Origin of the sequence: Acinetobacter sp. AOR34_HL, from assembly GCF_027854795.1 — a bacterium.
Taxonomy (GTDB): domain Bacteria; phylum Pseudomonadota; class Gammaproteobacteria; order Pseudomonadales; family Moraxellaceae; genus Acinetobacter; species Acinetobacter junii.
The window spans coordinates 117,799-140,458 of the sequence record NZ_JAKTID010000077.1 but is presented as its reverse complement, the minus strand read 5'-3'; the positions used below and the strand labels follow the sequence as shown (position 1 = coordinate 140,458).

The 22,660-nt window shown below is 38.3% G+C and carries 20 protein-coding genes; 14 read left to right on the top strand and 6 right to left on the bottom strand.

Going from position 1 to position 22,660, the window contains the following annotated elements; translation table 11 throughout:
• Positions 1–60 precede the first annotated feature (60 nt).
• From ubiH to MKL32_RS12990, 3 genes are all read left to right on the top strand, one after another.
• Positions 61–1,272, top strand: coding sequence for a 2-octaprenyl-6-methoxyphenyl hydroxylase (ubiH, locus tag MKL32_RS13000; RefSeq protein WP_125272302.1), 1,212 nt, complete (start codon positions 61–63; stop codon positions 1,270–1,272).
• Positions 1,269–2,501 (top strand): FAD-dependent monooxygenase, encoded by a 1,233-nt coding sequence (locus MKL32_RS12995; RefSeq protein ID WP_270900635.1) that lies wholly within the window; start codon positions 1,269–1,271, stop codon positions 2,499–2,501. Before ubiH ends, MKL32_RS12995 begins: the two co-directional genes overlap by 4 nt.
• Positions 2,502–2,674: 173 nt before the next feature.
• Positions 2,675–2,923 (top strand): hypothetical protein, encoded by a 249-nt coding sequence (locus MKL32_RS12990; protein WP_004912421.1) that lies wholly within the window; start codon positions 2,675–2,677, stop codon positions 2,921–2,923.
• A 21-nt stretch (positions 2,924–2,944) separates the two neighbouring features.
• Here MKL32_RS12990 and MKL32_RS12985 read toward each other — a convergent pair whose 3' ends face one another.
• Positions 2,945–3,394 carry a MerR family transcriptional regulator gene (locus tag MKL32_RS12985; protein ID WP_171053783.1) on the bottom strand — a complete coding sequence of 150 codons (450 nt, stop codon included), beginning with the start codon at positions 3,392–3,394 and terminating at the stop codon, positions 2,945–2,947.
• 61 nt (positions 3,395–3,455) lie between these two features.
• Here MKL32_RS12985 and MKL32_RS12980 point away from each other — a divergent pair, with 61 nt between their 5' ends.
• The gene (locus MKL32_RS12980; protein WP_212388323.1) at positions 3,456–4,097 is read left to right on the top strand and encodes a cation transporter; all 642 of its coding nucleotides are present in this window, start codon (positions 3,456–3,458) and stop codon (positions 4,095–4,097) included.
• A gap of 14 nt (positions 4,098–4,111) precedes the next feature.
• On the opposite strand, the gene MKL32_RS12975 is transcribed toward MKL32_RS12980, so the two are convergent.
• The gene (locus tag MKL32_RS12975; RefSeq protein WP_270900634.1) at positions 4,112–4,486 is read right to left on the bottom strand and encodes a hemin receptor; all 375 of its coding nucleotides are present in this window, start codon (positions 4,484–4,486) and stop codon (positions 4,112–4,114) included.
• 20 nt (positions 4,487–4,506) lie between these two features.
• Complete coding sequence (gene rsmI, locus MKL32_RS12970) at positions 4,507–5,349, bottom strand: 16S rRNA (cytidine(1402)-2'-O)-methyltransferase (protein WP_004963095.1); 843 nt, start codon at positions 5,347–5,349, stop codon at positions 4,507–4,509.
• A gap of 16 nt (positions 5,350–5,365) precedes the next feature.
• Here rsmI and MKL32_RS12965 point away from each other — a divergent pair, with 16 nt between their 5' ends.
• The 4 genes from MKL32_RS12965 (at position 5,366) to MKL32_RS12950 (ending at position 8,374) form a co-directional block, all read left to right on the top strand.
• Positions 5,366–6,301: a penicillin-binding protein activator gene (locus tag MKL32_RS12965; RefSeq protein WP_075696680.1), complete on the top strand. Its 936-nt coding sequence runs from the start codon at positions 5,366–5,368 to the stop codon at positions 6,299–6,301.
• Between the two features lie 12 nt (positions 6,302–6,313).
• On the top strand, positions 6,314–6,718 hold the full coding sequence (locus MKL32_RS12960; protein WP_004955268.1) for a YraN family protein: 405 nt from the start codon (positions 6,314–6,316) through the stop codon (positions 6,716–6,718).
• A gap of 69 nt (positions 6,719–6,787) precedes the next feature.
• Positions 6,788–7,498: a BON domain-containing protein gene (locus tag MKL32_RS12955; RefSeq protein WP_270900633.1), complete on the top strand. Its 711-nt coding sequence runs from the start codon at positions 6,788–6,790 to the stop codon at positions 7,496–7,498.
• 3 nt (positions 7,499–7,501) lie between these two features.
• Entirely contained in the window at positions 7,502–8,374 is an 873-nt protein-coding gene (locus MKL32_RS12950; protein WP_212388336.1) for an alpha/beta hydrolase, read from the top strand.
• Positions 8,375–8,391: 17 nt separating this feature from the next.
• Here MKL32_RS12950 and nudC read toward each other — a convergent pair whose 3' ends face one another.
• From nudC to dnaQ, 3 genes are all read right to left on the bottom strand, one after another.
• Positions 8,392–9,144 (bottom strand): NAD(+) diphosphatase, encoded by a 753-nt coding sequence (gene nudC, locus MKL32_RS12945; RefSeq protein WP_004912396.1) that lies wholly within the window; start codon positions 9,142–9,144, stop codon positions 8,392–8,394.
• Positions 9,144–10,790 (bottom strand): chemotaxis protein, encoded by a 1,647-nt coding sequence (locus tag MKL32_RS12940; RefSeq protein ID WP_212388340.1) that lies wholly within the window; start codon positions 10,788–10,790, stop codon positions 9,144–9,146. The genes nudC and MKL32_RS12940 overlap by 1 nt, the downstream gene beginning before the upstream one ends.
• 126 nt (positions 10,791–10,916) lie before the next feature.
• Positions 10,917–12,263, bottom strand: coding sequence for a DNA polymerase III subunit epsilon (dnaQ, locus tag MKL32_RS12935; RefSeq protein WP_270900632.1), 1,347 nt, complete (start codon positions 12,261–12,263; stop codon positions 10,917–10,919).
• Between the two features lie 281 nt (positions 12,264–12,544).
• On the opposite strand from dnaQ, the gene MKL32_RS12930 reads away from it, so the two are divergent.
• The 6 genes from MKL32_RS12930 to MKL32_RS12905 all read left to right on the top strand — a co-directional run bounded on the left by MKL32_RS12930 (position 12,545) and on the right by MKL32_RS12905 (position 22,658).
• Positions 12,545–15,790: a lytic transglycosylase gene (locus MKL32_RS12930; RefSeq protein WP_270900631.1), complete on the top strand. Its 3,246-nt coding sequence runs from the start codon at positions 12,545–12,547 to the stop codon at positions 15,788–15,790.
• A gap of 6 nt (positions 15,791–15,796) precedes the next feature.
• Positions 15,797–17,635 carry an extracellular solute-binding protein gene (locus MKL32_RS12925; RefSeq protein WP_270900630.1) on the top strand — a complete coding sequence of 613 codons (1,839 nt, stop codon included), beginning with the start codon at positions 15,797–15,799 and terminating at the stop codon, positions 17,633–17,635.
• A 24-nt stretch (positions 17,636–17,659) separates the two neighbouring features.
• Positions 17,660–18,730, top strand: coding sequence for a microcin C ABC transporter permease YejB (gene yejB / locus MKL32_RS12920; RefSeq protein WP_270900629.1), 1,071 nt, complete (start codon positions 17,660–17,662; stop codon positions 18,728–18,730).
• Positions 18,730–19,740: an ABC transporter permease gene (locus MKL32_RS12915; protein ID WP_125299488.1), complete on the top strand. Its 1,011-nt coding sequence runs from the start codon at positions 18,730–18,732 to the stop codon at positions 19,738–19,740. The genes yejB and MKL32_RS12915 overlap by 1 nt, the downstream gene beginning before the upstream one ends.
• On the top strand, positions 19,715–21,301 hold the full coding sequence (locus MKL32_RS12910) for a dipeptide ABC transporter ATP-binding protein (RefSeq protein ID WP_004963071.1): 1,587 nt from the start codon (positions 19,715–19,717) through the stop codon (positions 21,299–21,301). Before MKL32_RS12915 ends, MKL32_RS12910 begins: the two co-directional genes overlap by 26 nt.
• A gap of 112 nt (positions 21,302–21,413) precedes the next feature.
• Complete coding sequence (locus MKL32_RS12905; protein ID WP_270900628.1) at positions 21,414–22,658, top strand: NADH:flavin oxidoreductase/NADH oxidase family protein; 1,245 nt, start codon at positions 21,414–21,416, stop codon at positions 22,656–22,658.
• Positions 22,659–22,660: the final 2 nt, after the last annotated feature.

Genomic DNA, 22,660 nt, shown 5'->3' with positions numbered 1-22,660 from the left:
AGATGAAATATCAACAGACCCTTAACATCAAGTCATGAAAAACTGATAAGGAATAATATTATGCAGCAACAAGTCATCATTGTCGGTGGGGGTATGGTTGGACTCAGCCTTGCTTTAATGTTGGCAAAATCTAATATTGCCGTAAAGCTATTAGAAGCTGTGAAATATCCAAATTACGATGATGAAAATCTAGCTCCATATCACTCAAGTTTTGATGCGCGTAACACCGCTTTGTCACGCCGTAGCGTGCAAATTTATCAAAAGTTAGGCTTGTGGGATGCATTACAACAGCATGCGACCCCAATTTTACAAGTGCATATCACAGAGCAAGGTAGCTTTGGTAAAGCACGACTAGTCGCAGAACAAGAAAAAGTAGAAAGCTTTGGACAAGTAATTGAGAATGCATGGTTAGGTCGAGTATTACTCACCCAAGTTCGTCAGCAGCCTCTGATTGAATTAATTGATGGGGTGCAAGTGACGTCACTGACACAAGATGCAGATGAGGTTCACATTGAAGCCATGCGTAATGGTGAATACATACACTCGCTCAAATCAAAGTTAGTGATTGCAGCAGATGGTCGTGATTCTTTCTGTCGTCAAGCAATTGGTGTAGGTGTGGATGAACATGATTATGACCAAGTTGCGATTGTCACAACGGTTCAAACCTCTAAACCTCATCAACAGGTTGGTTTTGAGCGCTTTAGCGCATTAGGACCATTGGCGTTATTACCTTTACCTGGTGAATATCGTCGTTCTGTCGTTTGGCCAGTTAAAAAAGGTACTGAAGCTGAATGGTTGGGTGAAGAAAATGATCAACACTTCTTAGATGCCCTACAAGAAACTTATGGCGATCGTGCGGGTAAATTTGAAAAAACGGGTAAACGTTTTAGTTATTCATTGTCACAAGTTCTGGCTCACAAGCAGGCGGTTGGTCGTGTAGTTCTCATGGGTAATGCAGCGCACACAATTCATCCTGTTGCAGGGCAAGGCTTTAACCTTTGTTTACGTGATGCTGATGTATTGGTTCGCTATTTACTAGAACAGCTAGCGAAGTCTGATGATATTGGTCATCCTGATAATTTATTGGCTTATGAGCAAGCACGTTTAACAGATCAGCAGCGTGTGATTAAGTTCTGTGATTCAGTTGTGCGTGGTTTTAGTAATCAAAATCCGCTTCTTAAATTAATAAGAAATACAGGATTGATTGCATTTGATGTGATTCCTGGCATTAAGCCTTTGGTTGCGAACTACGCGATGGGGCTAAAAGCATGAGTGAAATGTTAGATGTTGTCATTGTTGGTGGTGGATTAGTCGGTGGTTTAACAGCGTTGTTGCTATCACAAGGTGGCGTGCAAGCAACAGTATTGGATGCTGCACCAGTACTTGATCAAGACAAAACTTTAGCCGTGATGAATCCACGTGTGTTAGCTTTAAGTCAAGCAACGATTCATCTACTAAAGACGGTTGATGTTTGGAATGATTTAGCACGACAAATGCCATATTCAGGTATGCAAGTTTGGAATAAAAATGGTTATGGTGAAATAAATTTTGGGCATGCTTCCGAAGAGCAACCTCGTGCAGATCAAGCTTTAGGTTCAATGGTTGAGCCAAGTGTTTTGAATATTGCGATACAGCAAAAAATGTTACAGCAGCTCAAAGATTACCGTACCCAAGTAAAAGTTATTCGCATTGAGCAAATTGCAAAAGGTTGGTCGATTCAACTCGCCGATGGCACGATCCTCAAAACTAAGTTATTGATCGGTGCTGATGGTGCAAACTCATTTGTACGTGAGCAAGCTTATATTGATTTAGATATTTTAGACTACAAACAAGCCGCAATCAGTTGTGCGATTAAAACGACACAACCGAATCAATATATCGCACGCCAAATTTTTCTACCTACTGGTCCACTTGCATTTCTACCTATGGCAAGCTTAGATCAACAAGAAAATGGCTACTGGCAATCAATTGTATGGACTCTACCTGATGATTATGCGGATGAATATTCGAAGTTATCAGATCAGGAGTTTATGCAATTACTGACACGTGAAAGTTTGCAAATGTTGGGTGAAGTGGTCGATGTAAGATCAAGAGCACAATTCCCACTTAAAGCAAGAGCAGCTCAGCGTTATATCAAATCTGGTTTAGCTTTGATTGGAGATGCTGCACATGTCATCCATCCTTTGGCAGGTCAGGGCGTAAATATCGGTTGCTTAGACGCAGCAGTTTTATGTGATGTTTTATTGCATGATTTAAAACGTGGTGTATGGGCAAATGAGCAAACTTTGCTTCGCTATGAACATCAACGTAAAGGTCAAAACGACGCTATGATGCACAGTATGTCAGCAATCGGGTGGTTAGAAAGTTCAGAGCTATTTCCCTTTGTTTGGGCAAGGAACTTTGGATTAAAGCAAGTTGAACAATTTGAAGTACTCAAGGATCGCTTTATGCAACATGCGAATGGATTGGGTGCATTGCAACACACACGCTACGCTTGCTAAAAAATAGTAGATATTTTTTATACAATCATTTATAAATCAGAGTGAATTTGGTCGTTAAAAGTACAATTTGTTAAACATTCTACTTTGATAAATGAGAAGAGCTTGTTACATTTCACAAAGTTCTGATGACCAAATAACGATGATGAAGATTTAGTCATTGTGGGGAGAGTAATATGACGGAAATTAATGATTACGATGAAAATACTGAAGACTCTGCTGTAGACGATGAAGAGGCGAAAGCAGCAGAAAGCGGTGCAGATAGCGAAGAAGCAACGATTGATGATGCTGATCTAGCTGAAGCTGAAACGCTAACCGTGACTGCTAAACAGAAGCAGCGTCAGGCTTTGGAAGACGAAGTGGCTGCGTTCCTCGCTCGTGGTGGCAGAATTACTGAAGTTCCTCCTGGTGAACATCACGACTGAATTTAAAGCATTTGAAAGGCATCACGATTGTGATGCTTTTTTATGTTGATGTAATGTGAGATCACATTCTAGTGGCTGATGTAATCCTTTTAGAATTCCGCATTGTTCTATCGTGCGGTGTTGAGAGCATTGTTGTTTCAGTTGAATAAAGTCTTGCTTGAGGTGCTCTAAATTTTGAATTTTTTGAGAAACTTCATTAAGGTATTGATCAATCAAGTGATCAACTTCGATACAGGTTTGGTTGGGATGAGTTGATAACTCTTTCAACTTTTGAATATCTTGCAGGGTTATGCCCAATTCGCGGCAATGTTTTAAAAATAAAAGTTCTGAAAGTATCTCTTCAGAATAATGTCGATAATTTCCTGCTGTACGTTTTGCTTTTTCAAGTAATCCAATCTTTTCATAATAACGAATGGTATCTATTGAAACACCTGACTTTTTAGATAATTGCCCAATTGTAAAATTCATTATGCTTGACTCTAGAGCTACTCAAGGGTTTTTAATCACTATAAAAGATTCTTAGAGAAAAGTCATGGCAGGATGTGGTTGTAATACAGCGTGTTCCCCAGCAAAAACAATGAGTCCTAAGTTTAGAAAGGCATTATGGATCGCATTAATTTTAAATGCACTTATGTTTTTTGTAGAAATCATCGGAGGAGCGCATGCACAATCTGTGTCTTTATGGGCTGATGCACTAGATTTTGCAGGAGATGCTGCAAACTATGCTATTTCATTAATTGTGCTTTCTATGAGTTTGTATTGGCGAGCAACGGCAGCTTTACTGAAAGGAATCACAATGGCTGCTTTTGGTATCTTTGTGATCATTAAAGTGATTTGGTCATGGTGGATAGGTGTGATACCTGAACCTATGCTAATGGGAGCTATTGGGATATTGGCATTACTGGTTAATGTATTTGTTGCCATCATGCTTTATACATTTCGAGATGGTGATGCCAATATGCGTTCCGTATGGTTGTGTAGCCGTAATGATGCGATCGCAAATATTGCGGTAATTTTCGCTGCAGCAAGTGTTTGGGGAACAGGAACCGTCTATCCAGATTTATTGGTCGCTTTTATTATTGCTTATCTCGGTGTGAGTTCAGGATTGAGCGTAATTCAACAGGCGAGATCAGAGCGAAAAATGGATCAAAGTAAGGTTATGTCAAAAGCTTAGCAACATTGAAAAAATTACTGGAGTCTCCGTGTGATATGATTTAGGTAGTATTCAATATCAATTTCTCTATAACCCAATAACTGACCGATTCTACGTTCGATTGTGGGTTGAAAACCTTTTTGTAGTAAAGACTGCTCTAGTATCGATAGCAATTCATTAAGATGAGATTTTGGAGCATTCTTATAAATTAAACAAAATGTTATAGTTTTATTCGCATGTTGAGTTGGGAAGGTCTTCATAATCTTTTTTAAATTGCCTGAATTTAAATGGGATAAGAATTCATCTGGAACTTCCTCATAAAAAAGGGCAATAGGCTTTTCACCCGAAAGTAGTAACTCAAGTTCTCTACCTTCGTGTGGGCCTAAAGTAGGTGATAAATCTATTGCCATTTTTAGTCTGTTATGATGTTTTAATTATCATTTTGTGTTAATTCCAAAGCACGCTGATATGCTATTTTCTTTTTAATACCAGTCAAATCAGCTGCCAATTGTGAAGCTGCTTTGACGGAGAGATCTTGTAGTAATCGTTTCAATAAGTCATCTAGCTTATCTTGTTCCATATCTTTTTCAGTCGTAGCACCACCAACGACAACAACGATTTCACCTTTTTCTTGGTTGTGATCATTTTGGATAAACGTTACGAGTTCTTTTAACGTCATTTTTTTGATCGTTTCGAAAGTTTTGGTAATTTCGCGAGCAAAACCTACAGGTCGATCTTCACCAAAGACCTGAACCATGTCTTGAATACATGCCAAAATTCGATGAGGTGCTTCGTAGAAAATTAATGTTTGTGTTTCATCTTTTAGCTTTTCAAGTTGACTAATGCGTTGAGAAGCTTTGGATGGAAGAAATCCTTCGAAACTAAAACGATCGCTAGGCAAACCAACAGCACTTAATGCTGCGATCGCTGCGCATGCACCAGGCACAGGAATAACACGTATTCCATGTTCTTGAGCAGCACGAACAAGTTTGAAACCAGGGTCACTAATTAATGGCGTTCCAGCATCACTGATTAGCGCGACGTCTTCACCATTTAACATTTTTTGGAGAAGTTGATCAATTTTGTTACTTTCATTGTGATCATGACACGCAGTTAATTGAGTTGAGATATTATAGTGTTTAAATAACTGTGCAGATTGACGAGTGTCTTCTGCCGCAACTACCGATACAGACTTTAAAATATCAATTGCACGATAGGTCATGTCATCTAAGTGCCCAATCGGGGTTGCTACAACAAATAATTGAGCACTCATAAAAGGTAACTCCCTAATGTATATAAAAAAATATTGGCTGCCGCTTTTTTTTGCAGCATTTGTGAGCCCAGCTTACGCGGACATCTTGGTGATTCTACCTGAATCTGGTGCTATGGCGCGAGCGAGTGAAAACATTAAACGTGGTTTCTTGAGTGCTTATGCAGCATCTGGCAGCCAAGAAAAAATAATTTTTGCCGATTCAACTAAAAATAGTATGGATTACATCTTTAAGAAGAAGGTGAATAACAAAATTAAATTGGTCGTTGGTCCTTTGGCTAGAACTGATATTGATGCTGTCATGCAACTGGAGCCTAAACTTCCTGTGCTGGCACTAAATGATGTGAATCAACATGCTGAAAATGTGTGGCAATTTAGTTTGTCGAAACAACATGATGCAGCTGCTTTGACCCAATTATTAAAAAACGATCGGGTAAAAAAATTATGGGTTCTGCGTGAAACTGGTACTGAAGCAGCCACAGAATTATTTATGCAGGCTCTTTCGGTAGAATTTGGTTCAGAAATACAAGTTATAGACACTCTGCCTAAAAAAATCTCGAGAAAGGAAGGGTTGTTATTGCTGGGGCATCATCAATGGATTCAACAACTAGGTGAGCTACCTGAAAAGAAAGTCTATGCAACACCATTAAGTATCGAGCAGGGACAGACTATTCCTTTAGGACTTAGCTTTTGTGATACGCCTGCATTGTATAATGGACAATGGGTAGATCTTATTGAAGCGTATAAAGAGCAGCCTGAAAATATGGCATTTCAACGCTTACTTGCTTTTGGTGGTGATGCATGGACAATCACTCAATATTTATTGAGTAATCAGAATCAGCAAGAAACTTCATTTATGGGGCGAACTGGTGCAATAAGTTTTAAAGACAATAAAATTTTCAGACAACCAACTTGCTACCAGCAACAAGAGCACGGAATCCAAATCTTAAAATAAGAAATAAATGTCATGACAGAAAACGCAAATGAACTCGGACATTGGGCTGAGCAACAAGCATTAATCTATCTTCAACAATTTCAATATGAATGTGTCGCTCAAAATTACCATTCACGTTATGGAGAAATCGATTTAATTGTAAAACGACAGAATGAGTTGATTTTTGTTGAGATAAAGGCACGATCGGCAGGGAGCTATGCGGAGTCATGTGAAGTGATTACACGCTCGCAACAACGAAAAATAATAAAGACCGCGCAGCAGTTTTTACAGAAAAATCCTGATTATGAGGATTTTGATTGTCGTTTTGATGTGATTTGTTTTGATTTTCCACAGAAAATTGCAAAAACAGTACAACCAGACTTTTCAAAATTGCAGTATGATCAGCAGTGGATTGAACATGCATTTACTTTAGATTGAGCATTAATTTGGTCTTTTTGAGATAAATACCTAAGATTGAACAAGTTTGTAGATAGGGAGTCTTGCCAAGTGTTAAAACGTTTAACGATTACGTTACTTTGCGCTGCAAGTTTATCAGGATGTGCGAGTTTTATTTCGGGTGGAACAGGAACTTCACCTGTCGGCACAGATAGTGGGGAACGTAGTCTCGGACAAGTATTTATTGATTCGTCTATCAAGCGTACGGCTAATATTAATTTGTATAAATTAGATCACCGTTTTAAACAGTCCCGCATCAATATTGAAAGTTTTCATAGTAATGTCTTGTTAACGGGTCAGGTACCTGATCCATACTTGAAGCAATTAGCTGAAGATAATCTTCGAGCAATGAGTGATGTCAAAGCTGTACATAACTACATTACTGTTGGTGATAAAGTTGGCTACAACACGATTATGCAAGATGCAACAGTAACCGCAAATACTCGTGGTTTACTGATGAAAGCACCTGTAGTTTCAGATAGTAAAGTATTGGTACACACTGAAAATGGTGTTCTATATGTCATGGGACGTCTAAATACTGCAGAAATAAGAGATTTGGATAACGTCTTACAAAAAGTTGGTAATGTGAGTAAAATTGTTACTCTGATTGATAATATTGAGCAATCATCTGGAACGATGGCGAGTTCAACCACAGCAACTTCTATGGTGGGTACAGTGACGACACAACCTCTCGTTGAAACTCCAGTAGCAATTGATCCCGATCAGGCAGAACCTGCGACTTCTACACCGACTGTACCCTAATTTATGAAGCAACTTATTCAACAAGTTCAAGAAAATGTGACACGGGCGAAAAGCTTTTATCAAGAGTTTCGTCTGTATGATCTAGCCAGTTACTCAATCAATTATCTGACACCAAAGGATACCTTTGAAAAGGAAGAGCATCTTGCCTATGGTTTAAAGGCAAGACATCGTTTAGACCTTTATCGAACTAAAAATCCTAAAAAGCAGCGACCATTGATTGTGTTCGTGCATGGTGGTTCATGGCAACATGGTAATAAACGTGATTATCTTTTCGTAGGCGAAAGTTTTGCTCGAGAAGGTTTTGATGTTGCTGTTATTAATTATCAACTTGCCCCAGAACAAATTTTTCCTGCATTTGTTGATGATCTTGCTCAAGCAATTCATTATCTAAATCAAAACCAAGCAAAACTTAATATTTCTACTGAAAACATTATTTTAATGGGGCATTCCGCGGGTGCTTTTAATGTAATGTCAGTGGTGTATTCTCCGTACGCTCAGCACTTCAAATATACTGATAAGATCAAAGCAATCGTGGGAATGGCTGGTCCATATCATTTTGATTATAAAGATGATCCTCTTTCTGAACATGCCTTTGATCAGCATGTACCGTATAAGCAAGTGATGCCATATTATTTTGTCAATCCGAACAAGATTAAACACTATTTGTTGATGGCGGAAAACGATCAGTTAGTAGGTAGTCATAATACATTTGATCTGGATAAAGCACTAAGAGAAAAAGGCAATCATAGCCATGTGATGGTGATTCCAAAAACAGGACATATTACCATCGTGGCAACACTTGCAAGTTTTGTCAGTCATTACTTCAAAACGAAACGCACCATTATGCATTTCTTGGAAGAGGCTTTAGAAGACTAAATAAAAAAGCATCTTAATTAAGATGCTTTTTTTTGACCTATGATTTGAGTAATCATACTGTGGGCAATACTGCCTTTGAATGGGATTTCAGGTAATTCATTAAACTTGAAGAACTGAGCGTCACTAATTTCTTCTACTTGCAATTCAATGTCACCCGATTCGTATTCAGCATGAAACGCTATCATTAAGTTACTAGGGAATGGCCAAGGTTGGCTAGACATGTAACGAATATTTTTGAGCTTTAAGCCAACTTCTTCAAGTGTTTCACGTTGTACAGCTTCTTCAAGAGTTTCACCAACTTCAACAAAGCCTGCAATCAAACCATACATATTTGATTTGTTATGAGCGGATTTTGCTAGAAGAATCTCGTCAGTGCCTTTAGTGATGACTGTAATAATACAAGGCTGAACGCGAGGATATTGGTGGTACCCACAAGCAGGGCAAACCATCGCATATTCTCTCGAATGCACTTCGGTCATATGACCACAATGACTACAGAATTTATGGTTACGACGCCACTCAAGTAATTGGACAGCACGGCTTGCTTGTAAGAAATCCGAAGTATCCCATGATTGTATGAGTTCTCTGATCGGAACTAATTGATAGCCCTCTGGAATTGGCTCGTCATCAAGAAGATCACGTGCAATTACTTGGTCATCGTGATGAATAGGCAAATCACTTGCTAACTTTTCAACTTGAGGTAACTGTAAATTTTCATCTACTAAGAGCTTTTGATGTTGAAAAATATAAGCAAGTGATAGTTGGGTCATTATGCCGCTGCGCTTTGTAACTGTTGACTGTTTGATAATGCCACATCAAACATAGATTGCAACACAGGTTGTTTGTTCTTTAAGTTATCAACCAATAGATCAAGTCCTGCGACAACATTTAAAATACAGTTAATGTGTTCAGCCTCAAAAGTTTCATTTTGAGCAAATCGATGTTCTGCAAATTGAACTGCACCTAACAAAGCAGTTTGTTGTGCAGTACTTCCCAAGAATAGGGCAGCACCTGATAGTTCTTTGAGATAAATAGGCAGAGACTCTAAATTGTGTGCTGTAGAGTCTTGAGCGTAAAGACTAAGTGTTTGAGTCAGTGTTTCAATCAGAGTTTTGGTTTCGCTTAATAAAGCTTTGTGCGCTTCATCTAAACGATCCAAAGAGATTTGCATGTTATTCACACGTAATTGTAAACGACTTGAAGTATAGTTACGTTCAAGAATCCCAATAGAATTCATCGAAGCCAAAATACTATTCATTAAATGTTGTACTGACGCTGCATCAGTCAATGTATTTGTTTGGCTGAGTTTTTCTGCTTGCTGCGTCAGTTCTTTTGCCGCTTCATTTAGATTGAGAATTTTAAATACATTTGAGAGCTGATGAAGTTTTTGCTGAAGTTCTTGAGTTTTTTCAGCAGACATATTTTCATGGTTATATTCAATCTCGTTGCGGATTTGAGCCATCTCATCCGTCATTAGTTGGCTAATGGTATGAATTGTTTCGTAGTCTGGTCCGTACAAATGGCGACTCAAAACTTGTAGCTGAGTATCACTGAGTAACTCATCACCAATATTAAGTTGTTCACGAATATGATGAGAAAGATCATCTTCTTGACTGATACAAATACTCAAGATATCTGCTAAATCATTTAAGTCAGTTTGAAATGCATTTGGATTAGCAAGAAATTGACCAATATTGGTTTCAATTTTAATAAATGTACGTAAGCGTGCTTCGGTAATTAGTAGATCTTCAATATGTCCTAAACCTACATTCACAAGTTGCCAATATTGTTGACTTGGCAAACCCGCTGCTAAACCAGCCATATAAACCGCAACAAGTTTTAAGCCCTGTAAATCCAAAGGTGTTTCTGCTTGTTTAATCAGTTTATTTAAGCACAATTTATATAACTGATGGACATACTGTGATTTTTCTAAATCAGGGGTCTTTGGCAAATCAAAATTTGGCGTAAAGCAATCCAATAAAGGTTGAATCGTTTGACCTTCTTTAGTGATTGGCTTGCCTAATGCTTTTTCTAAACGATTGAGTGTATCTAATAGGAACTGTGGAACTTTAACTTCACGTAAACAAATGAATTCGATATAACGTTTCAGCATGGTTGTGCCTTCGCTCAAAGCCACAACATCACTGGTTTTAATTTGTTCAGGTTGAGCCATGATTTTACGCATAAGCTCAGCAGAGTATTGCGTAATCTGCGATAGGTGTGGGATATCAATCAACGCTAGAACATTCGTGCATTGTTCAAACTGATTGAGAGCATCATCAATCCCAAATGGCAAGACTTGTTCTTCGGCAAGAGTATTGACTGCAGTCTCTACCAATTTAATCGAATTATCGATCTCATTTTTTATTATTAATAATGCCGTTGGGTCGAAATGAATCGAGGTTTGGTAAGACATATGACCTACACCTTTCCTAAGTTGTTATATCCATGAACCCTCTATGGAGAGGGTTTAAATCTTTAAGAGTTAATATAACTTAACTTTGAAAGCTTGAAACAAAAAAACCTGAACTTATAAGCAAATTTATTTTGCAAAAAAGCATGGTTTTCCATGTTTTTCTTCGAATTGTTTGACCCAAGTCTCATGTTGCTGAAGTTCATCATCAGTCGGGTAAATAATTGGCAAATCAATTTGTACGCGTTGGCGAGTGGTTTTATTCTGTTGCTGTTCGGTTTGGGATAAGGCATCCATATCAAATGAGACTTGTCCACCTGTCATCGCCAAGTAAACATCAGCCAAAATTTCAGCATCGAGTAATGCACCGTGGAAGGTACGATCGCGAGCAGGAATTTCATAACGACGGACTAAGGCATCAAGTGAATTTTTTTGACCAGGATGCTTGTTTTTAGCAAGGGCGAGTGTATCCGTAACTTCACAAACTTCAGATAATGCTGGAAGCCCCGCGCGTTTAAACTCCATATCTAAGAAGTTCATATCGAAGGTCGCATTATGTGCAATAATTTCAGCACCTTTTAAAAATTCGAAAAGTACATCTGCGATTTCAGCATATTTAGGTTTGTCCGCTAAAAACTCATCAGTGATACCGTGTACATCGACTGAGTCGCCAACGGGTTTTTCTGGGTTAATATAAATATGAATTGAACTACCAGTAAGCTTACGATTAATCATTTCGATTGCACCCACCTCAATGATTCGATCGTTGTCTTGATAATAAAAACCTGTCGTTTCTGTATCTAGAATCAATTGGCGAGGGCCTTGTAGATTTAATTTTGCATCTGTAATTACAATGTATGGGTTTGAAGATTCATTTACAGATTTAACCTCTATATTTTCTTCGATTTGCTCTGTAACTTGTAAATCAATTTCAATCTCTTCAATCAACTCATCTGCTTCTGCATCAAGGTCCAAACCGAAGGGATCATCGAGCAGCCAATCAGATTCAGGCTTTTTTGTATCAGCGTTAGCCTGCGTCATTTTTGAGCTTTGTTTTGCAGTTTGTTCAGCACCCATGTTTGCTAGTTGATCAGCCATTTCATTTCCTGGATGGCCCGCATGACCTTTGATCCAGTTCCACTCGATATTTCTATTTGCGCACACGGCGTCTAATTTTTTCCACAAATCAGGATTTTTGACATCTTTCCAATTTTTCTTTTTCCAACCATGTATCCATTCAGTGATACCTTGTTTTACATAGTTTGAATCTGTCCAGATAATGAGGTGAGCATCGACTGGGCAAAAAGAAACACCTTCGATCGCTGCAGTTAATTCCATTCGATTATTGGTTGTTTCTAGCTCACCACCATAAATTTTATGTTCTTCGGTTTCTGTAATGATATAAGCTCCCCAACCACCTAATCCTGGATTGCCTTTACATGCGCCATCTACATAAAGTGTGATTGTTTGAGACATAGTTGAACCTAAAAGTTTAAACGAGAATGGTAGAGCGGATCATCATCAAAATAAGCAGAGTACTTTTTAAAAAGTACATGCGAAAACAGTGTATCACCCCTTGATTACGGGCGGTATTGTAAAGCTAAATTGCATTGATGAACGTTACAAAACTCATCTTTTTTAATTTCTTGTAACATTTCGATGCGAATCACGTTAAATTATTGCCTTGTCTAAGTGACATGCTTTACTACAATGGCAAATCGAAGAAATAAACTAGCGTGAGTTGACTGGAAGTTTTTATGTATAAATCGACCACATTGGTGTGGCAACAATCTGCAACATCATTATTTAAAATTACTGTACTGACTTCTGCTTTAGCTGCGCTAGGAATCACAACAGGGTGTTCATCTACACCTCAGTCTTCTAAAGTCTCATCATCAAAACAATTAGGTTCTGGCTATCTGGATGCTAGTAGTTTGGATTCGTTAGAGGATTTACTATCAGCAACCGACATGCGTGCAGTTGAGGGTGATCGATTACTGGTTTTAAAACACGGTGATGTGTGGAAACGTATGACTGTTGGATTCAAAATGGATTTAAACCATTGGGATTCACGTATCGAAGCACAGCGTGGTTGGTTTATTTCTCGTCAACCTTATTTAGATCGTTTGAGTGCGCGTGCCAGTCGATATCTTTATCACACTGTGAAAGAGGCTGAACGCCGTGGTATGCCAACGGAATTGGCTTTGCTACCAGTTATCGAAAGTTCTTACGATCCAGCAGCAACGAGTAGTGCAGCAGCAGCAGGATTATGGCAATTTATTCCAAGTACTGGACGTATTTATGGTTTACAGCAAACCAGTCTTTATGATGGTCGACGTGACGTAGTTGAATCTACGCGTGCTGCATATGAGTTTTTAGGCAGCTTGTACAATCAGTTTGGATCATGGGAGTTAGCATTAGCTGCTTACAACGCAGGTCCTGGACGTATTCAACAAGCGATTAACCGTAATAAGGCAGCTGGCTTACCAACTGATTATTGGTCATTAAAATTGCCACAAGAAACGATGAACTATGTACCTCGTTTCTTAGCAGTTGCTCAAATTATCAAAAATCCAAGTGCTTATGGCGTGGCTTTACCTCCAATTGCCAATCGTCCTCACTTCCGTGAAGTCAGTTTGTCAGCACCTTTAGATCTGAATCAAATTTCATCTATTACAGGTCTAAGCCGTGCAGAGTTATATGCGCTCAACCCTGCATATCGTGGTGAAACGGTTGATCCAACAAGTCCGATGCGTATTTTGATTCCTGCAGACTTGAGTCCATCAATTGATGCAAAACTTCGTTCGGGTAAATCAAGTTCTGGTGGCTTCTGGGCGAGCAATCAGACTCTGCCTGCTATGAATAATACATTGAGTACTTCAACGACAACGCGCACAAGTACTGGACAGGCAATTAGTCCTTCGACAAAAACACCTCCGCCATTAACGGCAAGCACTACAACGCGTACAACATCTACCACAACGACGAAGATGAGTACGCCTAAAGGTGCTGATGCATTGGCATCTTTTGCTGCTGCTGCTGATGTACCAAGTGCACCTCGTATTCCAGTGGCGATTACACCTGCGCCTAATGTCAAACCTGTGAATATTGAACCACCAATTTCACTAAAAGAGCGTGAGCAAATCGTTGCAGCGGTAAAAGACGAAGGTGAGAAGAAAACTGTTGCTCAAGTTTTAGAGCCTCAACCTACGCAGGCTGAAAAAGACCAAGTTGTTGCTGAAATTAAAGCAATTGCACCGAAAGGAACTGAAATTGTTGATCCTTTTGATGGCAAGATTAAGCTCACTGCGATCCAAACTAGCCAATCAGTTGCTGATGAAAAAGGTCAAGAAGTCACTAAAGGATTCGCTTATCCAAAAAACTTGGTTGAAGACGAAACGACTGCGAACAGTGATGATGCTAAACGAAACCAAGGTAAACCTTATATTAAAACGGACACCGATGTTGTTGTTGTAGCACCAAAAGGCAAACGTAGTACTTATGTCGTATTACCTGGTGACACATTGGCTGTGATTGCACAGAAAAATGGAGTGAACTGGCGTGATATCGCGCAGTGGAACCAAATTGATCCAAATGGAACCTTGTTTGTAGGTACTAGCTTGTATCTCTATGATGCAAAACCACAAGCTGAAGTTGTGAAAGCAACAGAAAATAAGCCTGATAGCTATGTCGTACAATCAGGTGATAGTCTTACCAATCTTGCTGCTCGTTTTGATTTGAGTATCAAACAACTAGCCGATTTTAATAATTTATCAGTTACTGATGGATTATTTGTAGGGCAAAAACTGAGCTTAAAAGAGCCAAAAAATTCAATACGTAGTTCTCAACAAAATAGTCGTGAGATTGATAAAGTTTCCACTAATAAAAAAGTGGCAACAAAATCATATACTGTGAAACGCGGTGAATATCTCAAATTAATTGCTGATCGTCATGCATTATCAAATCAAGAGTTGGCGGACCTAACTTCAGGTTTGACGGCTACGAGCGATTTGATGGTTGGTCAAAAAATCAATGTACCTCTACATGAGGTATCTAAAGTAGATGGGCCTACTGAATCAAATGCTAAGGTTAACTATAGCAATGTGACAGCTTCAACAAGTTATAAAACTGAAAATTATACGGTTCAACGTGGTGATACCTTATCCAGTATTGCCAGTAAATCGAAAATAACATTGAGTGAACTGGCTGATCTAAATAACTTGAAGTCCAACAGTGGTGTGCGTTTAGGTCAAACCTTGAAGATACCAGCAGGTTCATCTGTTCCAGAACAGTACGTCGTTCAATCAGGTGATAGTTTAAATGCAATCGCTGGAAAATATGATTTAAGTGTAAATTATATTGCTGATTTGAATGGATTAGAGCGTACTGCTGGATTACGTGTAGGACAACGTTTAAAACTTGCTGGAGATGCACCTTCCAAGTCATCAAATGTCACAGCGACAAAAGTCAAAGATAAAGATGAAACGACACCTGATATTTACACCGTAAAATCAGGAGATACTTTAAGTAATATTGCTAGTCGTTATTATCTACAGCTCGATTATGTAGCTGCATTAAACGGCTTGTCACGTAACAGTACAGTTCGCATTGGTCAGAAGCTCAAACTTTCTGGTGATGTACCAAAAACAGAAACAGCAAAAGTTGAGTCAAGTAAAACGAACTCTAGATCTGCTTCTAGTAAAAATACGGAAAAATATACTGTAAAAGCTGGTGAATCCCTCAACAGTATTGCAAATCGTTTTGGTATGTCGAGTCGTGAATTAGCTGATCTTAATGACTTGAAAGCAAATGCTGGCTTGCAGCGTGGTCAAACGATTTCTGTTCCTAAAGTTGTCACTGAATACAAGGTGAAGCGTGGTGATACCTTAATTGGTTTAGCAAGTAAATATGGTATGGAAACTAGCGCTTTGGCTGAGATGAATGATTTAACGCCAAGTACACAATTGCGTATAGGTGATGTTATTAAAGTGCCAAACCTGTAAGTACTGATGCTTTCATTATCTACAACTCAAAAGCTTAGTCTGTTCGGGCTAAGCTTTTTTGCTCAAACCACATTTGCAGCCCTTCAAACGACACCATACTTAGCGATGCATGTGCAGCCTAAATATGCCAATTTTTCAGTCATGCCATATGCGGATGTTAAAGCACCTAAAGGTGGTTTATTTAGCCAATCTACATTAGGCACTTTCGATAATTTAAATAGTATGAATGGAAAAGGGAGTGCAACAGAGGGCGTGAACTATCTTTTTGATAGTTTAATGGATCGCTCTTTGGATGAGCCACGAGTGATGTATCCACTACTTGCCGAAAAAGTAACTTACGATCCTGACAATCTGAAGTCCGTAATTTTTCACCTGAATCCTAAAGCACGATTTAATAACGGGCAGGCATTAACATCGGATGATGTGAAATTTACTTTTGACACATATCAAACCAAAGCAAATTTTGGTTTGCAGATGTATTTATCAGATTTGGCAAAAACCGAAATTCTATCAAAGCACCAAATCAAATTTATATTTAAATCCAACAAAAATGTTGAAATGCCATTAATTGTGGCGAGTCTTCCAATTTACTCAAAAGCAGATTGGAAAAACAGAGATTTTACTCGCATTACGCTGCAACCTATTATTGGATCAGGGCCTTATATAGTTGATCGTATCGATGCGGGTCGGAGTATTACTTATAAACGCAGTCCAAATTACTGGGCAAAAGACCTTGCTGTTAACCGAGGGCGTTATAATTTTGATCGACTAAAATATGTGTATTATCGAAACTTAGAAGTGAGTTTCGAGGGATTTAAATCTCAACAATTTTATTTCTATGAAGAAAAAAATATCCGTAATTGGATGATGGGGTATAATTTTCCATCTTACCGATCAGGTTGGGTTAAAAAGTATAAGGCTCAATTAAGCACCCCACTGGATATACAAAGTTTAGTATTTAATACACGACGATCACCATTTCAAGATATTTATTTCAGACAGGCATTAACTTATGCCTATGATTTTGAATGGCAAAATAAAGCACTTTTTTTTAATCAAAATAGACGACTACAGAGTTTTTTTGATAATACTGACTTAGCCGCAGTTTCTAAACCGAGTTCTGCTGAGCTGAAGATTTTAAAACCTTATCTAGCGAAGCTTCACCCGATCATCCAACAAGGTGTAGTCGCAGATTGGCGTTATCCTAAGTCGGATGCTAGTGGATTTAATCGTAATAACTTACTACACGCACAAACAATCCTGAAACAAGCAGGATATAAGATCGTTAATGGTAAATTGCATGATCCTCAAGGTCGATTGATTCAAATAGAATTATTACTTCAGCAAGAGAATCCACAACGTGAGCTGATGCCATTTGTGCGTAATTTAAAGCGACTTGGAATACAGGTCAATTTGCGTCAAGTGGATGTCCCGCAGTATATGGAGCGGATACGTCGTCAAGATTTCGATATGATGGTTTTTAAAATGCCGCAGACTTTGACCCCTGGAAAAGAGCAGGCACAGTTTTGGGGAAGTAGGGCTGCAAATGAAGCAAATAATTATAACTATGCAGGAATACAATCTCCTGTAATTGATCAAATTATTGGAAAAATAATTGCAGCTAAAAGTCGAGATGAAGTTGTACTCTATACTCGAATTCTAGATCGCTTACTGCGTGCGGGCTATTACCATATTTTGACATATGGTAAACCAGATCGTTGGTTTGCTTATTGGGATATTTATCAGCAACCAAAAACTAAACCAAAACTTTCTGTCGGGTGGGAATATTGGTGGGTTGATGCAAAGAAAGCCAAGATGCTCAATCAATCTTCGATTAAACATTAAATCAAATAATGAAGGATTAAGTTTATGCTTCACTATATTCTGAAAAGAATGATTTTGATGATTCCGACATTATTTTTAATTCTGTTAATCAATTTTATCATCGTACAAATCGCACCTGGCGGCCCAGTTGAGCAAGCCATACAACAAATACAAAATGCTCAAGGATTGGGTGTAAACGTAAATAATTCAAATACGCTGGGTGAATTGGCTCAGTATGAAGGCGCTCGCGGCTTAAGCCCTGAGATGATCGAAAAAATTAAAGCGCAATATGGGTTTGATCAGCCTGCTTATGAACGGTTTTGGATCATGCTCAAAGGATATTTAACCCTTGATTTTGGAACAAGCTTTTTCAAGGATAAAACAGTTGTACAATTACTGTATGAAAAACTTCCTGTTACCTTGTCCTTAGGTATATGGAGTACTTTCCTGATCTATATGATTGCAATTTCGCTAGGGATCAGCAAAGCCAAACAGAATGGTTTGCTTTTTGACCGTGCGACCTCATTGTTATTGGCAATTAGTTACGCCGTCCCATCATTTGTATTTGCTATTGTACTTGTGGTTTTTTTTGCAGGTGGAAGTTATTGGCAGTGGTTTCCTTTACAAGGATTAGTGTCGGAAAATTTCGAGCATTTAAGCTTTATAGGAAAAGTTAAAGATTATCTTTGGCATATGTGCTTGCCGATTATCAGTATGGTATTGGGAAGTTTTGCTGCTTTGACGTATTTGACGAAATATTCTTTTGTTGAAGAACTTAATAAGCCTTATGTGCTGACAGCAAGATCAAAGGGATTGAATGAAAATCAGATACTTTTTCGACATGTATTCCGCAATGCGATATTGATTGTTGTTGCTGCTTTACCTGAAACCTTGGTTGGTATTTTCTTTGTTGGTAATTTATTTATCGAAATCATTTTTAATTTGGATGGCGTAGGATTATTGGGTTTTGAAGCGATTACGCAACGTGATTATCCTGTGATTTTTGGTACTTTATTTCTATTTACATTCTTCTGTTTAATTCTTCGCCTTATAGGGGACGTACTTTATCACTGGATAGACCCTCGCATTGATTTTGAATCACGAGGTGGGCGTTGATGTCACCTTTAATGAGAAATCGACTATATCGTTTTAAGCAAAATAAATTAGGATTTTTCAGTTTAATCTTATTTTTGATTATTTTTAGTCTTTCTATCTGCGCTGAGTTTATAGCAAATGATAAACCTCTGCTTGTTAGTTATAAGCAGTCACTCTATTTTCCATTATTCAAAGATTATCCTGAAACAACATTTGGTGGCGTATTTGAAACATCGACTGATTATCAGGATCCTGCTGTAAAACAATTGATCCAACAGCATGGCTGGATGATTTCACCAACTGTAGCTTTTTCATATCAAACTCCAAATTTATCTCTCACTGTTCCTGTACCATCTCAGCCGACATTACAAAATTGGTTAGGGACAGATGATCAAGGTCGTGACGTATTTGCTCGCATCTTGTATGGTCTAAGGGTTTCACTTTTATTTGGAATCGGGCTAACTATAGCGGCAGCTTGCATCGGAATAGTTGTAGGTGCAGTACAAGGGTATTATGGTGGTTGGATTGATCTAATTGGACAGCGACTCTTGGAGGTGTGGGGGGGCTTACCCATGCTGTTTATTGTGATGATATTGGTCAGTATGTTTAGCCCAAATGTATATTGGCTCTTTTTAATTATGTTGTTATTTGGATGGACTGAATTAGTAGGATTAGTAAGAGCTGAGTTTTTGAGAGCACGAAATTTTGATTATGTACGCGCTGCTCAGGCTTTAGGTGTCAAAGACCATAATATTATTTTTAAACATATTTTACCAAATGCAATCAGTTCAAGTTTGTCGCAAATACCATTTATGCTTACAGCAAATATTATTGCTTTAACGGCATTAGATTTTCTTGGGTACGGATTACCTGCGGATGCAGCATCGTTAGGCGAGCTGTTGTTGCAAGGGAAAAATAATTTAGATGCACCATGGCTAGTATTGTCTGGCTTTTTTACTTTGGCAATTGTGCTATCACTTTTGATTTTTATTGGGGAGGCTGCTCGTGAAGCATTTGACCCCAAACAATAATACTGCCTTGTTGAAAGTTCAGAAATTAAGTATTGAAAACCAATTAGGCACTAAGCTTGTTGATAATTTCAACTTTGAACTTCATCATTCACAGACTTTGGCGATCGTTGGTGAAAGTGGTTCAGGAAAATCAATAACTTGCCTTGCAATATTAGGATTGTTATCTGATAGCCTTAAAGTAAAAGGTGAGATCCTGTTTGATGGTGTGGATTTGCTTAAAATGAATCAGCATCAATGGCAGCAAATTCGTGGCAAAAAAATTGGGATGATTTTTCAGGAACCGATGACAGCACTTAATCCATTACATCGTGTCGAAAAAATCGTTGGAGAGAATTTGTTGTTGCAAGGATTCTCTAAATCTAAAGTCAAAGAAAAGACCCTCGACTTATTAAATGAAGTCGGTTTAGAAGATGCAACTCATCTCTTGAAACGATTTCCACACGAGCTTTCTGGTGGTCAACGGCAGAGAGTCATGATTGCTATGGCATTGGCATTGGAACCTGAAATTTTAATCGCTGATGAACCGACTACAGCTTTGGATGTTGTTTTACAAAGACAAATTCTTGATTTGCTCAAACAATTACAACACCATCATAAAATGGCAATTCTCTTAATTAGTCATGATTTAAGTGTTGTTAAACAATATGCAGATGAAGTTTTAGTTGTTAATCAAGGACGAATTGAACAGCAGGGTGATATAAATGAAATTTTTCAACATCCCAAAAACGAATATACCAAAAGCCTGTTGCACCATGATTTTGGGATTGCACTAGAACAAAATAGTGGAAAAACGTTGCTTGAAATTCAAAATCTGTCAGTACGTTATCCGATTAGAAAAGGATTATTTAATCAAATAAAACAATATAAAACAGCTGTTAGTAATATTAGTTTCTTATTAATGTCAGGTGAGGCTTTAGGTATTGTGGGGCAAAGTGCCTCAGGTAAAACATCGCTAGCACTAGCAATTGCTCGACTTATTCCTAGTGAGGGAGAAATAAATTTCGAGACTCAGAATTTCAATCAACTAAATCAAAAACAGTTAAGACCTTTGCGTCAGCAATTTCAAATTGTCTTTCAAGATCCTCTAAGCAGTTTGAATCCTCGATTATCAGTTTTTCAAATTATCGCAGAAGGGCTTGAACTGAGTGCAGTAAAATCAAACCTGATCGAAAATATGATCGATGAGGTGTTAATAAAAGTTGAATTAACTCCTTCTGAAAAATTTAAATACCCACATGAGCTTTCTGGTGGGCAAAGGCAACGAGTCGCTCTGGCTAGAGCCTTGGTTTTGAAACCAAAGTTGTTGATCTTAGATGAACCTACATCAGCTCTTGACCGCATTACACAACAAGCAATTATTTTGCTTCTGCGACGGTTGCAACACCAAGAGCAGATCAGCTATTTAGTGATCAGTCATGACTTACAAGTCATAAAATCCCTCTGCCAAAATGTTTTGGTAATGCATGAAGGTAAAGCTTTGGAATATCAAGCTTCACAAGATTTATTTCGTGATCCTCAAAATGAATACACAAAATTATTGATTGAGGCGATTTGTATATAGCATTGTAATTAAACTGACATATGTTATTGTCAACTTATCGGAAGATATCTTGACATCAACAATAATCAGATTAAATTAGAGCAATTACTCTAATTTGTAGCAGAGGATGACCATGAGTCAGATTGCAGACAGTATCCAAATTCGCAACACAACATTCAAAAATCGTATTATCAAAGGTGCTATGAGTGAAGCTTTAGCTAATCACGAAGGTCAGCCGAATGATTTACATATTAGATTGTATGAAGCTTGGGCTAAAGGTGGCTTGGGTTGTGCAATTACAGGAAATGTAATGGTTAATATTGCGGCTAAAAATGAGCCAGGTGTCGTTGCGATCGAAACTGAACGTGATTTGGCGAAGTTGCAACAATGGGCTGCGGTAGGCAAAAAATACGGTATGGTACAATTAATTCAGTTGTCACATCCGGGTCGTCAATGTCCAAAAGGATTAAACAAAGAAACAGTAGCACCGTCTGCTGTACCTTTTAGCCCGATGTTAGCAACGATGTTTGGTACTCCACGTGAGTTACGACATGAAGAAATTCTAGATATCATCCAACGTTTCGCTACAGCTGCAGCAGTCTGTGAGAAGGCTGGATTTGAAGGTGTACAGTTACATGGTGCTCATGGTTATTTGATTAGCCAATTTTTATCACCACTAACCAATAAGCGTACTGATGAATGGGGTGGTTCAATTGAGAACCGTATGCGTTTCTTAATTGAAATTTATAAAGCCGTTCGTGCTGCGACTTCAGAAAACTTTATTATTTCGGTAAAACTCAATTCAGCTGATTTCCAACGTGGTGGTATTACTGAAGATGATGTGATTGCAGTATTTAAAGCAATCGATGCTGCAGGAATTGATATCATCGAGATTTCTGGTGGTACTTATGAAGCACCTGCAATGGCTGGTGCAAAAGCAGAATCACGTAAAGCAAGTACTATTGCACGTGAAGCATATTTCTTAGAGTTTGCTGAAAAGATTCGTCAGCATGTCACATGTAAGTTAATGGTGACAGGTGGTTTCCGTACAGTTGCAGGTATGAATGCTGCACTGGAAAGTGGTGCTTGTGATTTTATCGGGATTGCACGACCATTAGCGGTTGAAACAGATTTAACAGATAGCCTAATTGCAGGTAATGATGTGCGTTATGCTGTAAACCAAATTAAAACAGGCATTCCTTTTGTTGATAAAATGGCAATTATGGAAATCATTTGGTATGCGGCACAATTCAAAGCAATTGGTCAGGGTAAAAAACCAAATCCTAAATTATCACCATTACTTGTTTTCTTGAATTATGCCAAAGGCAATATTAAAGCGGTTGTTAAAGGTCGAGTGAATTCGCGTAAATCGGCATAACT